The organism is Paenibacillus sp. FSL F4-0122 (assembly GCF_038002845.1).
GTDB classification, from domain to species: domain Bacteria; phylum Bacillota; class Bacilli; order Paenibacillales; family Paenibacillaceae; genus Paenibacillus_AQ; species Paenibacillus_AQ odorifer.
The window spans coordinates 1,671,736-1,688,862 of sequence record NZ_JBBODI010000001.1; the positions used below are offsets into that span (position 1 = coordinate 1,671,736).

Annotated in this window: 12 protein-coding genes; all 12 read right to left on the reverse strand. The window is 44.9% G+C overall.

Annotation, left to right across the window (positions count from 1 at the left end):
• Positions 1–160: 160 nt before the first annotated feature.
• Complete coding sequence (locus MHH49_RS07040; RefSeq protein WP_036676770.1) at positions 161–706, reverse strand: DUF1697 domain-containing protein; 546 nt, start codon at positions 704–706, stop codon at positions 161–163.
• 27 nt (positions 707–733) lie between these two features.
• Positions 734–1,552: a phosphotransferase family protein gene (locus MHH49_RS07045; protein WP_341138065.1), complete on the reverse strand. Its 819-nt coding sequence runs from the start codon at positions 1,550–1,552 to the stop codon at positions 734–736.
• Positions 1,553–1,566: 14 nt separating this feature from the next.
• Positions 1,567–1,863, reverse strand: coding sequence for an antibiotic biosynthesis monooxygenase family protein (locus MHH49_RS07050; protein WP_036676767.1), 297 nt, complete (start codon positions 1,861–1,863; stop codon positions 1,567–1,569).
• 18 nt (positions 1,864–1,881) lie between these two features.
• Complete coding sequence (locus MHH49_RS07055) at positions 1,882–2,508, reverse strand: alpha/beta hydrolase (protein ID WP_036676765.1); 627 nt, start codon at positions 2,506–2,508, stop codon at positions 1,882–1,884.
• Positions 2,509–2,531: 23 nt separating this feature from the next.
• Positions 2,532–3,050, reverse strand: coding sequence for a DJ-1/PfpI family protein (locus MHH49_RS07060; protein WP_038568581.1), 519 nt, complete (start codon positions 3,048–3,050; stop codon positions 2,532–2,534).
• A 225-nt stretch (positions 3,051–3,275) separates the two neighbouring features.
• Complete coding sequence (locus MHH49_RS07065) at positions 3,276–4,388, reverse strand: GerAB/ArcD/ProY family transporter (protein WP_036676761.1); 1,113 nt, start codon at positions 4,386–4,388, stop codon at positions 3,276–3,278.
• Positions 4,389–4,414: 26 nt separating this feature from the next.
• Entirely contained in the window at positions 4,415–4,603 is a 189-nt protein-coding gene (locus tag MHH49_RS07070; protein ID WP_143763183.1) for a hypothetical protein, read from the reverse strand.
• Positions 4,604–4,627: 24 nt separating this feature from the next.
• Positions 4,628–5,785: a Ger(x)C family spore germination protein gene (locus MHH49_RS07075; RefSeq protein WP_036676759.1), complete on the reverse strand. Its 1,158-nt coding sequence runs from the start codon at positions 5,783–5,785 to the stop codon at positions 4,628–4,630.
• A complete protein-coding gene (locus MHH49_RS07080; protein WP_340950263.1) occupies positions 5,782–7,332 on the reverse strand; it encodes a spore germination protein in 1,551 nt (516 codons plus the stop codon). The genes MHH49_RS07075 and MHH49_RS07080 overlap by 4 nt, the downstream gene beginning before the upstream one ends.
• 1,515 nt (positions 7,333–8,847) lie before the next feature.
• Positions 8,848–15,228, reverse strand: a complete 6,381-nt coding sequence (locus MHH49_RS07085) for an S-layer homology domain-containing protein (RefSeq protein WP_341138066.1) — start codon at positions 15,226–15,228, stop codon at positions 8,848–8,850.
• 19 nt (positions 15,229–15,247) lie between these two features.
• Positions 15,248–16,126: a carbohydrate ABC transporter permease gene (locus tag MHH49_RS07090; protein WP_081382617.1), complete on the reverse strand. Its 879-nt coding sequence runs from the start codon at positions 16,124–16,126 to the stop codon at positions 15,248–15,250.
• Complete coding sequence (locus MHH49_RS07095; RefSeq protein WP_081384363.1) at positions 16,126–17,103, reverse strand: carbohydrate ABC transporter permease; 978 nt, start codon at positions 17,101–17,103, stop codon at positions 16,126–16,128. Before MHH49_RS07095 ends, MHH49_RS07090 begins: the two co-directional genes overlap by 1 nt.
• Positions 17,104–17,127 lie beyond the last annotated feature (24 nt).

Below are 17,127 nucleotides of genomic sequence, written 5' to 3' on the forward strand. Positions count from 1 at the left end.
TGTAACTCCGGCCCAAGCTTTCCGTAGGTGTATTATTTCATCCATACCTTAACTCTCAATGAGTGCAAGCTGAATGTTTGCTGAATAAATGAGGCTGCCAGAACGCAAAAAAGACCCCACAATGTGGAGCCTTTCGGTACTCTTTTCAATCCAAACTATGTTATTCCATCTTGCCTATGGCAACAAGCTTATTCACCGTGTTCCAGTTGCGTGCGGTAATGGGCATCCCGAGTATTTTGTCAAAAGGGACTTTAAAAAGCGGCGATTGGCTCACACTGACCTCATATAATATATACATCTCTCTGCCGACAAAACGTACTTTATCCGGTCCATTCTCATAAGTGCGCAGTTTATCCAATGCTTCCGCTGATGGCTCGGCTGGTAAAAAAGTAACATACCATCTTTTGAATTCCTCTGGCTCGGAGAGCTGAAAGGGATCGTTAGCGATCACGTTCTCCATCTCCGCTAAAGTACGGATAATAACAGAGACCTCGAATCCAAAAACCTCATGAATCTGACGTTCAATGACTCCGCTAAGCAGGCTCACCGAACCTTCATCACTCTCAAATACGACATTTCCGCTCTGAATATACGTTCGTACATTTGCAAATCCAAGAGCTTGAAACATCGCCTTCAGGTCCAGCATTTTAATAATTTTGTTCCCGCCGACGTTAATTCCACGCAGCAGCGCTATATAGGTAGTCATAGAATACGCCTCCGTTTTGTGCCATGATCAGCTTACCTCTGCGGCTAAGGTGTGTAGACGTTTACGAACTTCTTTTACCAGCAGCTCCTTCTCTGGAGGCGAAAGCCCCTCCACCAGACGCGCGGCCGCGATCGGCAAAATCCAGCGGTCTACGTCCTCATAAGTGTGTCCTGATAATCTGAGATACTCTTGAATGTATCCCTTAGTTAATCTTTTTCTTATAAAACCTAACATTAATTTGGAGAAGGCAGAAGCTCCCGGAGGCATAGCTCCCAAACTGAACATCACTACGGAACGCGCAGCATCTCCAGCAGGTTCTCCCACTACACCCGTCATCCAGTCGATCACCCAGAGCTGTTCATCCATAAGCACATTGTCGGGATGAAAATCCCCATGACATAAACGAGTGCCTTCCGGCAGCTTCTCCAGATACTTCAAAATGACGGATTTTTCCTCTTCGCTCAGCATAGGGGCAACCATGATCTGACTTTTCAGCATATCCTTTTGCTGGCCGATTTCCTCTGTAGTTTCAAGCTTATGCAAATCACAATGAAGCCCCGCCATCAGCCTGGCATATTGGGTAACTTTCCAAGGCTTCTCACCCATCACCTTTAGTAAAGAGGGACCCTGAATTTGTTGAAAAACGATACCTTGTCGATTCTGTTCAGTAATAAGCTCAAAAGGCTGAGGGGTCCGAACACCCCGCGCATGTACAAACCGGCTGATTTTATATTCCCGGCTGACGTGTTGCTCTGCTATATCCTCCCGGTACAATTTAAGAATCCTCTGATTGTCATGCTGCCAGATCTCCGCTGTTCTGCCTTCCCCAACAAGCTTCGCCTTCATTCGGTATCCTCCATTTAGTCCAGATTAATGCGGGTAAAATGCTCAACTACCGGAAATGGGTCGTAGTAATGGTGAAGGAGTGCTTTCCATTCCTGATATTGGCTGGATTCTCTAAAACCAACAGTGTGGTCTTCAAGCGTTCTCCACTTCACCAGCAACAGATACTTATGATCATCCTCCAAGCAATGTTGTAATTCATGGCCCATATAACCCTCTATCGAGGAGATTAAACTTGACGCCTCCTTGAAGCTTTGCTCAAATTCAGTAGTCAAACCAGGCTTTACTTGCAGCATCGCAGCTTCCAAAATCACAATCATCATCTCCTAAAGTTATGTATTTAAAGCATCACGGAAAAACTCATGATAGAAATTAATGATGACCAACAGTATAGCTAGTGACTCATTGACACTGCCTACCTCCAGCGAATGATTAGCATCATCGATTCTATACACCTTCAAATGATTCAGCCCACTAATTTCACCGGAATGTTCTTGACCAAATAAGGGGTCACTGCCGCCATAGATTACAGTACCACGACTCCGCTGAATCAGCGGCACCGCCTCAGGCAACGGGGTGATATATAGATGAGACGTCTTCTTCTGTATTTCTAGCTCTTCAGCTATTCTACCTGCAATAACAGCGCCCATGCTTTTACTTATAAAAAGAAATCTCTTATAATCCGGAAGAGAAGCGATCACAGCTTTACATTCCTCAATGATAATACTCATTTCTTCACGTTTGAAATCCACCCTTGCACTCTGGTAACCATATTCTAAAAGCAGAACATCACAATTATGCTCCCGGGCAGCTTTAGCCGCATAATCTAGCAGAGAGCGATCAGCTGAATAATTTTTACCCGGAAAAATAACAGCCAGCGCTTTGGACCCTTGGGTGATATATTTATGTTTAACCTCTCTACCCCAATAAGAGGACATAATGATATTGCTAACGTTCATACATGTTTCCCCTCTTCTACTCCTTAGACGGATTTAAAATGTTTAAAGAAATCTATCGTTTCTTGCAAATCTGCCTCATCTTTATAGATACTCATTATTCGCCCAATTTCAAGCGCAAAGTCTACATATCCATTCGGTTTAGCGGTAATGATTGTTCCATCGACAAAGACGTTAGATACCCCAGATTCATTGTCCACATAAACCTTACCATCCAGTACTCCGGCAGCCTTAAGAATGGATACCCCACCGCAAATGCCCGCGATGACTTTTCCTGCTCGATTCAGGCTTCTGATTAAATCTAATAGAGCCTCCTGCCCTATTAAATTATCTGTTTCCCCACCAGGGATAATCAATAAATCTATGGTGCTAACGTCCACATTTTCAACCAATACTGATGGATTCACAGAAAAACCCTCGCAGGAGATTAACGCCTTATCTTCCAAGCTTAAGGTATAGACCTCGCCCTTTGTTTTCATAAAATAAGCTGCCAATGTAACCTCAAACTGCACAAAGCTATCATATATAAGAATATATGTATTCAATGATAGATCAGCTCCCCTGTTCTCAATAAAAAAGTAAACTCTATCTATGTAACTATCATTATAGCATCATCGCCTTCTCCTGAAACTTACGGACTCAGAGGACGCTATTTGCACATTTCCCGCGGCTTTAAAAGCGTAAATGTGATCAAATAAAACGAAATAAAAAAAGACACGGGCAACCAGCCACTTTAAGGCTTACGAGACACCTGTATCCTCCTATTAGAGCTATTGCTGCGACTGCGGCGCTAGCTGTTTATTTTTACGCCGGCTCACAACAATTTCAGCGCAAATCCATAACATCAGTGGAATAATCACCTGAAAAGGAAAGGCGTATATTTTATAAATATGGTAAGAAAAATAGTACATTTCCATAATATCCTTGTACACAAAATCCGCAAAATAGATCATGAGTAGTCCCATCTGAAGCACAACAGAGCGGTAACTCTTGAGCTTGAGTACTTTTGCTATCCCACTACTCGCTACATACAGACATAAACTTGTCTTGATAAAAGTAGTGATTACAAAAGCAACTGCCGATGAACCTTCAATTCGGGTCAGAAAATCACCTACATTAATACGGCCAGCAGACACATAAGCGGGAAAATATAAACTGGATAGAACTTCAGGACCCAGCATCAACAGGTTACGCAAAGTAGCCATAATGATAATCACCCCTGAAATTACTAGACTACCAAATAATATCTTCCGTATTGAGCTCTTGTCCGATAAATTACTGAATGCTCCCAGAAATATTACAATCTCCGCAAATGGAAAAGAAAAAGTACCCAGAGTGTCGCTTAATAAAGGCTGCCAGCCTTTGTCCAACAGAGGAAGTAAATGATGATATTCCAGTCTGGAAAAGGCGAGTGTTATCAGTACTAAATTAACAAATACAGCAAACAGCAACAGGAGCTTAGCGCTTCTCCCCATCACTTCAATCCCCGCCTTAACCACCCAAACACACAATAGTCCCAGACATATCATAGGTGCTAACATAGGGGTATCCGTTAAGGTAATTGTGCGACTGAATTCTCCAAAGTTTCTAATAATTAGTGCCCCCAAATGAAAGGAATACCATATATAGAGAGTGGAGATGATTCGACCCAGGATTCCGCCAAACACGGTAATCAACATATCAAATAGATCCTTACCCGGTAATAGGACGTGGAGTCTGGCATATATCAGCAAGAGTGGGGCAACCAGCACCATAGCTAACAATACGGCGATCCAGTTACTGTTACCGGATTGTCCCGGTACGCCCATAAATATTGAAGTCCCCATAATAAATAAGACAGCAATACTAATAGCATGCCCTGTTGATATGATCTCTTTATTCATACTCTATTCTCCCTTTAGGCTAATACCTAGAATAGCTTCTTGATCCAATACACAAGGAATGGTGACAGACTAGGAATCGACCATCTCATTGCCAATGCAAAGGCAATACAGAATGAAATTAGACATAATGCAGAAGAAACATAAAAATCCCGCTTCATCCCCTGCTTCCACAGACCATAAGGATCGATTAAAATAATTACTACATAGATAAACATGACCACCACAACCAATATTATCACCTATTTTTGATGAATCTTGATAGACCTTGTCGTTTGTGCACTGTTCTCAATAATCACCTTGGAATTCACTACTACTTCTACGTTGGAAAATTCTTTCACCCAGTTTTTCTCGATTTTCTCCCAGGTCCGCGGCATTTTCTCATGAAGGAGCTCTCCAAACCCAAAAATATCTGCATGGTAATCCTTCTGAACCTTATGAATAACTGAGAAAATCTGCTCTTCTAGTTCTTTTTCAGCCCACCTTTCTATCGTCTTCTTGCTGTCCAGACTATTGAATTCACCCGAAGATTTGACCTCGTCCAATCCGGCATGTGTCAGTGTATTAAGTTTTATTTGGAGCTTACCATTTACCCATACAGGTTTTATTTTTGTGCGATTGGATAAAATCTCGAGCGAAAAGTTAGGCTCTCCACTTTCATCCTTTACGATTAACACACCTCCCTGGATTTGATTGTTGGCAAACAGCATGTATTTCGTTTCTTCGCCACTGATCATACCGATCATTTTATCCATTTTGAATATAGCTGTTCCGCTAACTCGTGCATTCTTCATCTTATTTTGTTCATGGACATAAATTAACGGAGCGATAGCATATTCTCCAGAAGCCTCAAGCTTGTCAATGAAATCCCAGATTTCCACAACAGGCGCTGTGCTGACATTCTTCTCAGTTCTCATCTGCTGTGCAAGTGCGTAAGACATAATACTCTCAGTTGAACTACTTAGGCTTATGATTTCTTGAGCCGGTTTGTCTTTAGCGACAAAGATATACACATCTGATCGGGTTTCCGTATCCCTGTTGTACCAATCAATTACTTTGGTGACTCCCTCCCTTGCAATCTCCTCACTGAGGATAATCGCCTTAGAATGGCTCCAAAATAACTTTTTTCCAGTAATCGAGATCATCCCCCGCACAATATCAAACATGGTCTCGCCCGCGAGCGTAATCATTTTGAAACCAGCCTGACTTGATTTCAACCCTTCCTTCGTATCTACAATTTCTGTCGTTACCAATAACTGACCGTCTTTTTTCCCCTTATCAATTGCGACCCCAGCAACAATCGACATATCGTCAATTTCAAAGTAGTTCCAGCAGCCTGTATTGCAGATCAGAAGCATCATGGATATAACAATCAGAAGTATCCTTTTCAGCTTGCTCATGGTCTTCTCCTTACTTTATTGGAACCTTTTCTCCTCATATTTCGTGCCCCAATCAACGCCGGACGCAGATACATATGCCACCACGGCGCCCTGATCGCTGTATCTTTAATGTCCTGAGGACGGATAGAGCCTACTTCAAGCATGTATGGAACCCCAAAGCTGCGCAAACTCATCAAATGTACTACTAAACCAAGCATTCCAAGAAAATATCCGTATATCCCCAGGAAAAAACTCGCACCCAGCAGCAATGTTCTTACGATAATTAAAGGACCGGTCAACCTAGGATTAAGTAGCGTCATGATCCCTGTTAAACCGACTACAATAATCATTGGAGCACTCACTATTCTGGCCTCCACTGCCGCTTGTCCTAACACGAGAGCGCCTACGATACTGATAGCCTGCCCTATATAGGTAGGTATCCGCTCGCCCGCCTCTCTTAATATTTCAAAAATAGTTAACATGAATAGCGCCTCTACTATTGTAGGAAAAGGGACTGCTACTCTTGCTGTAGAAATACTGAGCAACAACATGGTGGGGATCATTTCCTGGCTATAGGTAACTAAAGCTACATAAAGAGCAGGAATACTGATCGACAAAAAAGCTCCAAAAACTCTTAACATTCGATTGAACGAACCAAAATAAAAGTTAATGTAATAATCCGAGCTGGCTTGAAAATTCTCTACAAATAGATAGGGAACGGTCATTGCAAACGGGCTGCCTTCTATAAGCACGGCAACTCTGCCCTCCATCATGTTACTGACTACGGCATCCGGGCGCTCTGTACTTCCTGTCATCTCAAAGGGCGAATAGGGTTCGTCTCTAATTAATTCCGCCAGAGATGCCGTGTCCAGAATAAGATCTATGTCAATCTGTTCAATTCGATTCTGTAATTCTTTGAGAATAGCCGGTGATGCCAAGCTCTCCATATAACAGATACATATCGGTGTTTTGGAACGTGTTCCCAGTGAACTAAAAACAAACTTTAACTCGGAGTCTTGCACCCTGCGCCGAATAAGGGTGAGATTCACTAACAGTGATTCCGTAAATCCTTCCCTTGGACCTTTGACACTTTTTTCGGTCACCGGTTCCGCAAGAGCTTTCGTCTCCCAACCCTGTGCCCCAATGTTCAGAACACCCACAAAGCCGTCCATCAGCAGTAAGGTCTTGCCAGCTATAATCGAATAAATCATTTCATCAAAATCTTCAGAGGCGACCACATCACTAATGCTAATGACTTGCGTCCGGATGTTCTCCATCAGCTCGGCTTTATTGTCACAATTCTTTTTGGTAAAATCGAAAGCCATAACAGGCTTAATAATCCCTTCCTGGATCAAATGCTTGTCAACCATTCCGTCAACATAGACTAACCCAAAGCGAAGACTATCAGTAAACATGTTGCTAAACACCCTGATTCTAAGCGTTTCATCGTCCTTGAATATGTCTCGAAACAAAGTCATCATTTCATCCAGTGACGTACTCAGAGTCTGCTCAGATTTTGTGTTTTTTTGAGACGTATTGCTGTTTCCACCTGCTGGCCGTTCCTCCACAGTAGTCACTCCTGTCAGAATTAGGTTTCCTAGAAATTATCCCCCGTCTCTCCAAATCCTATCCGCCAAAATTATACTGAAAAGGGATCAACAAGAAAGAAACGAGACTACTCCATACGCCGGGTTCGGCAGGTAAGTAACCCAATCAGCCCTTGGGGTCATGCCAATAGTGACTCACCGCATAACATCCTCAGACGCTTCGGCTCAGGCACGTAACACCGAGTACATCCTCAGACGCTTATGGACTCAGGCACGATAACACCGCATATATCCTCAGACGCTTTCGGCTCAGGCACGTAACACCGCATACATCCTCAGACGCTTATGGACTCAGGCACGATAACACCAAATACATCCTCAGGCGTTTAAGGACTCAGGAGGCGTTATTTGCTCATTTATCGCCTTTTTGGCATAGTTTTGGACTCCAGTGCAGCTATTTCATCAAAAGTGGCTCATATTGGGCGGTTTTCATGCCAATAGCGACTCTGAGGACCGATAGCACGCCAAAAGTCCATAAATGCAACGTTTAGGGGCTACTGGGTCCGTTACCGCCGAATCACACTCATCCCTTGGGGTTTACGGACCTCGCACAATAACACCCAACACATCATCAGGCGCTTACGGACTTAGCCGCGATAACACCACTTGCATCCTCAGGCACTTACGGACTCAGGAGGCGTTATTTGCTCAATTATTGCCTTTTGCGAACAGTTTCGGACTCCAGTGCAGCTATCTCATCAAAAGTGGCTCAAACCGGGCGTTTTTCATGCCAATAGTGACTATGGGGTCCGATAGTACGCCAAAAGTCGATAAATGCTACGTTTAGGGGCTACTGGGTCCGTTAGCGCCAAAACACCCTCTTCCCGGGGAGCTTACGGACCTAGCACAATAACACCGAACACATCCTCAGACACTTACGGACTTAGCCGCGATAACACCACTTGCATCCTCAGGCACTTACGGACTCAGGAGGCGTTATTTGCTCATTTATCTCCTTTTTGGCACATTTTCGGACTCCAGTGCAGCTATTTTATCAAAAGAGGCTCATATTGGGCGTTTTTCATGCCAATAGTGACTATGGAGTCCGATAGCAAGCCAAAAGTCGATAAATGCTGTGTTTAGGGGCTACTGGGTCCGTTAGCGATCTCTTGCGTTCAAATGACATACCATGAAGCAAAGTTTGTTTTAAGAGCATGGGGGATACGAGCATGTGATTAGGTGTTTTTGAGTTGTCAGCTCTGAGATAGCAACTTCGATCTAGACGTTTGAGGCTGGTATCTCTATGCTAGCAACTTTGAGTTAGGCCTTAGGGGTTGCCAGCTTGTTCTATGCGTTTGGCACTGGCATCTCTGAGCCAGCAACTTTGAGTTAGGCGTTTGGGGCTGGCACCTTTGAGCTAGCAGCTTTGAACTAATAAAGCTGGCGTTCGGGACATACGGTCAGCAGCAAAAAAACACAGGTACCCCACCAGTCATTGGCATGACTAGGACACCTGTGTTTTTTATTGCTGCACGATTATTGAAGCTGCTCAAACAGGCGGAAGATCACTGTCGCTGCTTGCGCTCTTGTAGCCTTACCGTTTGGCCCAAATTGGTTGGATGTCATACCGTTAATAATTCCACTAATACGCATCGCTTCTACAGCTTTGGCTGCATCCGCAGACAACTGATTCACATCAGAGAATGCTTCACCAGAAGCCTTTGTTCCGGCAGTCAATGGGATATTAATCGTCTGAGCCAAACGATAAATCATGACTGCCATTTCCTGACGAGTAATCTCCTCGCTTGCACCAAAGTTGTCATCCGCTTTGCCTTTAACAATGCCGAGCTTTTGAGCGCTCGCAATCGGACTGGCATACCATGCCCCATCCTTAACGTCTGTAAATGTGCTTACAGCCGTCTCATCTAGTAAATCAAAAGCGTTCATCAATATTTTGATGAATTCTGCACGGGTCACATTTCCACTTGGATTAAAGTGTTCAGCATCCATCCCTTCGATTGCACCTCGTGCTGCGAGTGCTTCAATGCTGTTTACCGCCCAATTAGCTGTAGCGATATCTTTGAATGAAACATTCGAGTGACCCACTACATAACTGCCAAGCTGCGGCAAAGTTAACTCAAGCATCTGTGTTCCTGTATTAAATCTTCCGTTCTTAACGATCTCTAGTTGCTGATTACTGTTCAAGTAATAAACCACTACTTTATGAGCTTTCTCACCAGACTTCAGCGTATAAGGAAGTGCCAGCTTGATCCCCGATGTCTTCAGAACATCACTCGGAATAACCACACCGTCTACGCTAAGACTGATGTCTTTAATTGTACCAGCATTCAACTGACTGCTTACCGACAGTGGCAATCCGGATACATCTCCAGTGCCCACAATAAGCTTAAGTTTGCCGTTCTTAGCATCTGTGTAAGTCTTCAAGAAACTTTCCGGCAGCATTATGCTTGCTGTTCCTGTATCAATCTTGAGGGATTTAACATTTCCCGCTGCTGCCAGTGACTGCAGTGGCAGCTCAATTACAATTTGTTTCGCGTTTCCGGCAGGATTCACGACAATGGACAGAATACCATCCTTTGCATCCTTTCCTGCCTTTTCAACATCTGCGGCAGTGAGTTCAGCCAATGCTTTTCCATCTGCTCCGATGACCGTCTGGACCACGATTTTACCACTGCTTACAGCAGGGGTTGCTGTCGCAGACGCGCTAGGCGACGGTTTGGCCGTGGCTACCGGCACATAAGTACCCGGTGCCTCTGTTGGTTTTGGTGTTGACGTTGGCGTTGGTGTCGCTGTCGGTACAGGTGTTGATGTTGGCGTAGGTGTTGGCGTAGCTTCTGAAAGCAACTTCAGGCCCGCAACCGCCGCATTAAGCTGACTTAATGCCTCATCAATGTCTGCCTGAGTGGCAGTCCCACTCTCCAGCAATATCACTGCTCGTGCTACTTCTTTCTCAAGAGTATTCCAGCTCTCCTCTACATAAAGGCTCTTATCCAAAGCTTCTATTGCTCTAAGCTTCTCTTCCAAAGGTGCCGTTATGAGAGGCGGATTTACAGAAACTAATGTTAAGGTATACGTTCTGGTCGTTGTTTTATCCAGTGCCGTCACAATGACCTTGTAACCCGTTTGGATTTCTCCCGCAATAGTAATGCTATCGGGTTCGTACACAGCGAAGGTAACCCCTACCGGAACAGTAAGTCCTTCCTTCAGCTCATCAAGTGTAGTCGTATCCGGTAAAATAATTTCTTTGGCTACCTGATCAATAGATCCGCCCGGAATTGTGATTCCGCTGATCGTTGCATCATGAGCTTCGACAGGCTGTAAGGCTTCAAAGGCATTTTTCAAATTGGAATATGCCACATTAATATCACCATCGGTAGCACCGTCATTTGCATAAGTGGCTTTAGCAGCCTCTAGTGCAATGCGTAGTGCCTCCCATTGCTCAGGCGTTCCGGTATAATTCTCTTCATTTACCGAAGGATCTTCCGCTGTATCAATGGCTGCTTTAAGTTTAGATTTATCGTACCTCACACTGATGCGGCAACTGGCAGCAATATCGGTGCCCGCCACTTTACCAAATATAGTGAAGTCTGTAGCAATGGTGAGTTTGTTAAGGGGAATTTCCTCCCATACCACACTTGCCAAGCCTGTCGTTTTATCGGCGTAAGTTACCGTAACCTTAGCTGGAAGATTAGGCACGACGTTAACTGTCGTACTCACCGCAATCTGTTCAATGCTTACAATCGCACCATGGTCGCCGGGAGCAGGAACTTCTCCTTCTGGCTTAGACGAAATTGCCCGCCATTCCTTAACGCCTGTCCAAATACTAGTGGACTGCTTATTAAGAATCAAACGGAGTTTATCCGTCTTCACCTCGTCAAAGGTTACCTCGTTAAAAGCATTTCTTGCTTTGCCTTTCTCGCTCAGGCCCGTTACCGGTAAGTATTTTCCGGCATCCTTATCCCAATATTCGAAGCTGTAATCTCCCGGTACCTGTACACCGCCTTCATCATCATAGAAGTACACGGAGCTGCCTGACAAAGTCACGGGCTCTTTCCAGGTCAGTTGTAGCCAATGGCTTTCACCGGGACCGCCCCAGTTCCCATACTGAGTTTCTGCTTCGCTATTGTAAATACTTGCTGAAGTATAAGGGATATAACCATCATTAATGCCATACACAGACTCCCATGCCGAAGTGTAAGAGGCACTAGGGTTAGCCAAAAGGGCAGCATTTCTGTATCTAAGGTTCTCCACCGCCATCCGCATTTGATCCGTTGCCACTTTGATCTCTTCCAGTGTATATTCTCCCTGAGCCAGCAATGCCTTGGCAGCAGTCAGTGTAGCTTGCAGCTCTTGCCATGTTGCCGCAGTAAAATCATCCTTGTTCCGGACAAGTCTGCCGGAATCCCGATCCGCAAACTTAGCGATCATCTCTGTCAGTTCTGCAGTAGCTACAAATACGGTGACTGGAACCTTCACGACAGTTTCAAGTTCCCCATCGCTGACAGTCAGGCGGTATTCGTATTCACCAGTCGCCTTAAAGGTTGCTTGCAGCATGGCCTTATCAAGCCCTGTCTCCTCTACTTCTCCTTCACCTGAAATCTTCTCCCAGGTATAAGTCAGCTTGCCACTTGGCAATCCATCATCAACGATTTGCGGCATAATCGTCAGAGGCACATTTTGCTCAACCTTCAATGGTGTTTCTAGATAAACCTTTGGTGCCTGATTGGCAGCCGCCTTAACCTCCAGATTATTGTTGTAGATCTGAATCTCCTTGATGGCGGTCGCAAGTTCCAGCGAATGCGTCACATGAATGCGAATCGCTGCAGTGTTAACCTTTTGGAACTCTACATTGTTATAGTTGGAAGCATTATACTCCGGATAGCGGAATTGCCCCTCCACTGGTTTCCAGCTTCCATCAGCATCCTGATATTCGACACCAAATGTCTGTGGTGTACCATAACCGTTCAGAAGCCGGTCATTATAGAAATAGACTTTTACATTGTCCACAGCCTGGACTCCATCAAATTTGAACGTAACCGTATCGACGGAATTCGGCGAACCTCCGAATAAAGCTGTGTTTGAGGTATGATTAATCGATGCGATTGTCGAATTGTCCGCCAGGTTGCGGATATTCGAACCGCTCTTGATATAAGTCGACTCAACGGTAGTACCTGTAGCAACTGCCAGATTCGTACCGTCATTAACAATATCTACACCTGCTTTATTAAACATATCGACAGTCTTCTCATTGCTGGCTAAGGATGTTTGATCTGCCGCAGCAAGCGTCGTAGCACTGCCTTTTTCATATAATACCTGTGTCTTCGAGTTGTCGCCAACAGCCCCGGTTACATCACCTGAAGGTTTTTCCACCTTACCAGTAGCTGTATCATAAATCAGATGGGACATTTCGTTAGTTGTCATTACTAGTTCATCATTAATGAAGAGCGAATAACCTGCTGGAATACCTTGATAATGAGGATTGTCACTGTATTTAGCAGGATCCTGCCATACGATAGATAAGTTAGCATCATGATAACGCACGTTATCTACAGCAAAATAGTCATAATCGACATTAATCGGCCATAGCTCGATTTTGTCATCTGTCCGTGGCTGAATACCCGCCATATCTTCAACCACAGTGTAATTCATCATGCCAAGCGTATCGTGGTGAATCCATGCCCGTACCATATCTCCACTAGGGTTAGGAGGATTGTCTTTTGTCCATGGCGTACCGAAGAAGTAATCCTCCAGCCAGAAAAATTCATTAGAGTCCAGGTGGTCCGTATTGCCCGGCTCCACTGTATGCAACCAAGCGCCCCAATCAAACAGTGTTTTGTAAACGTCACTGTTGATGTTATCTATAGGATAATAGCGCAGAGAGGCACGAACGGTATTAATATAGTTGCCGAAGTTACACCATGCGAACTGGTCTGTACCGAAGGCATCCGTCTTGCCATTCTTGAAATCTTCCACCCGCTTCATAATGCTGTTCTGATCCGCTGTAAAGAAGGGAAAGATCGGATAATAATTCGGATCTGCGTAATCAGACAACTGGGATAAATATTTCGCCTCATATCCTTCTTCACCTTCAGTTGGTACTACACCAAAGTTAAAGACAAACATGTTATTATCCCGCCAAGGGTTGAATACATCGGTACCACCCACAACTTTTTTGTGCAAAAAGCTGCCTGTACCATTCGTATCTGCCACACCGTCACCATCAAAGTCAGCCTTGTCGTACCACATCTCATTCAGAATTGAATTCTTAATATTCTGCGCCACAGTGTTCATTTTAGCTGCACCCGCAGTATCCCCAAGCTGCTCGTACATCTTCGCTGTTGCCACTGCATTGGCGTAGGTAGTAGAAGAACCATCCAGCCGGGCATAGTTACCACTGCCATTCCAGTGCATGGATACGGTATCTCCGTCATTACCTGTAATCGGACCATGGTTATAATAAACAAGATTTGGATTAGTGCCTTTAAAATGTTCAAGTGTGCCGGTAACATCAGTGGCGGAAAAATCAGCGAACTTCTTCAGTATTTCCTGACCACCACCGTAAATCTTGTAAGCATCCCAGCCTACTTGCGACGTGTTCTGCATCATATCCCAAGTCCAGATGTTAGGACGTCCGGGATTATTTTTATAGTTCTTATTCTCGGAATATTCCCCTTGAGCCAGCCAGGTTCCATACAAGTAGGAAGGATCACGCAGCCATTTCAGATCCTGCATCGCCCAAGGTACACTGACCGTAATCCCGTTGTTGTAGCCGAGAACGCCCTCCATGTTCATTGGGAACTGCCAGTCATTGCCCGGAATGTTGGCATCCAGCAAATTAAAGCGGTTACACCACCAACGATAATAAAGTACCTTCTTCACATTCTCATCGGGAACATCGATATATGGAATGTTCTCTGCCCACCACTCGTTGTACTCCCGCACCTGTGCAGAGAAGGCCGTGTCATTGCTGTCAGCAGCCTTAAAGCTCTCATAATGCAGCTTTGAGCCCGGTATTTCATCCGCGAGCCAACCCATGACTACCTTTTGGTCAACGGAGCCACCGGCGGGCACTGTAATCTCTCTAACCAGTTCATTTCCGGAAGGACTCATGCCGTTTCCGCTCAGATGAACATCCACGTAGGACATCGCTTCAACTACCTTTTGCCCGGCTTTGCCTATCATTAGCGGAGCAGCCACTCTGTAACCCACCAGCTCATCACCCTCAGCCGCTGAGACGAAAGGTGATTTAACCTTCATCGTCAACGTTATATCACTGGCCGTAGGATTCTTCAATTGAAGCAGCGTTACAGCACTGTTATAGCTGGAAATAAATTTCCGCTGGTTAATCTCCAGGCCTCCGCTTGTGTAGGTCTGATTCTCATGACTCGGGTAGTTCTTCCGCACATTTTTCTGTTCCGCCAAGTCTCCTGTAGAAAGGGTGATGTTATACATCGTGTCCTTGTTCAAAGTATCCGCGTAATGCACCGTTCCCACAAAACCCAGCTTGGTATTATCCTGAGTCTTCATGTACAAAGCGCTTCCCCGGCTGAACAGAGTATTGGCGCTAACTTCATCGTTGACATCATCCGGAATGACACCTTCGTTAACAAGCAAGGCATCAAGCCAAGGCAAATCGGAATTATCTTTTGCAAAAGCCTCAAAATCAAAAGCTTCAATCGCCTGCATCATTTCTCCGACGGTGACATCGCTGAAATTAACGCCTTCCTTAACAATAGAATTATCCTTCCACTTCGCCTGCCCGTAATCGGTGCCTACGCCTTCATGATAGAAATCAGTCGTGTAGTTAGCCGATACGGGAACAATCCCTGCATTTAATACAACAGCCGCACATAATGCCGCCACAGAAGCTCTTCTGGGCCATTTATGACTTGTCATTTGGATGAATTCCTCCTTTTTATCCCTTGATTCCCGTTAATGTAATGCCCTCAACAAAATATTTGTTGCCGATCAAGAAAAATACTAGACAAGGAGCTGTAACGACGAGCGCCAGTGCCATGACCTGTTCATAGTTCGGAATGCGCATCCCGTTCACAATATACAAGCCCATAGGCAGCGTATAATCTGCTTCAGTCTTCAAATAAATCATGGTATAGAAAAATTCATTCCAACAGTTAATAAAGCTGAACAACGCCACAACAATCATTGCGGGACGTATAAGCGGCAGCATGATGCGGGAGTAGATACGGAAGTAACCCGCGCCGTCAATCTTGGCAGCTTCACTGAGTTCTAGCGGAATCGTCATAAAAAATTGCCGGAGCAAAAAGACAAAATACGCGTTGCCGCCTGCACAGAAAAAGGCCGGAATAATAAGAGCAGGTTTGCCAGCTAGTCCCAGCGAAGTGTACAGGGAATATTGTGGCAGCAGGGTTACGGCACTAGGCAGCATCATCGTACTGATGACCAGCACGAACCACATCCCGCGCAGCGGAAAGTTCAGCTTAGCAAAGGCATACCCGGCAAAGCTTGTCGTCAGCACCGTCCCAATCACATAAGGAACTACAATCGAAACTGAATTCCAGAGCTGCCGCAGGAACTGAATACGTTCCAATCCAAGCCGAAAATTATCGACATTTAGTGACTCGGGGAAAAACACAGGCGGCCGCGCCAGTATTTCTGTGTGGCTCACGAAGGCACCTCGCAGCAGCCAATAGAGCGGAAAAGCAAACACCACTGCGAGCAGACAGGAGAACAGAATCAGCCCGGTATTGATGGCTTTAGCTCTTTTCTTTTTTTTCTGGATACTTGTATAATTCATAATTGCGGTTGCCGCCATTATCTCACCTTCTTTCTTTTGCCCATCGAATCGTCCCTTTTAAATGCGCCCTGGAAGTAGAACAGCACACCAGTAATGGCCATAGTGATTAGGAAGACGACCCATGCCTCAGCAGACGCCAAACCGCGCATCCCTACCTGAACAAATGAATGGTCATAGATCATAACGTTGATAAAATAAGTCATCCGATCGGGTGCACCATTTCTGGACAACACCACACTTTGCGTATAAATCTGGATAGAGGTCATCATGCACATAATCAATTGGAAAAAGAGGACAGGCTTGATCGTCGGATAGGTTACTTTGAGGAACTTGTGCCAAGCATTTCCCCCGTCCATCTCGATGGCTTCCAGCAATTCTCCCGGAACATCCTGCAGCGTAGCGATGAACACAACAATCGTCCCACCACAGGTCCACAAGCTCATGATAAACAATGTCTCAAAAATACGGATGGGATCAGTCAGGAAATCAACAGGGGCTATTCCTATCTGCAATAAAATCCAGTTAAGCAGTCCACCCTTGGCTTGGTTCTGTAGAAGCATCTGCCACACAATCGTTGTCGCCAGCATCGGAACTACAGACGGCAGAAAGAATATAGCCCGCATCAAGTTTCTGCCGATAAATTTACGGTTCAATAAGAGTGCAACAATCAGACAAAAGGTGATTACAAGCGCCACGTTAATGAAGGCATAAATCAAGGTCACCGTTATGGATTTCTTGAATTCGGAGCTGGTATTGGTGAATATGTACCGGAAATTATCCAGCCCAATCCATTCCATAACTTGGCTTCCGCTCATAATCGTTATTTTATGAAAGCTGTAAAACAAACTGGCCAGCATCGGATAAAGCGTCAATACCAAAAATCCAATAATGGCCGGTGCTGCAAACAAATATCCAGCCACCGCCTCTTTGGTGACACCTTTGGCATGCTTTTTAACATAGACCGCAGCCGTTTCGGTTTTGCTCTCTGGGTTCATAAGCAATAGCCCTCTTTTCAAATA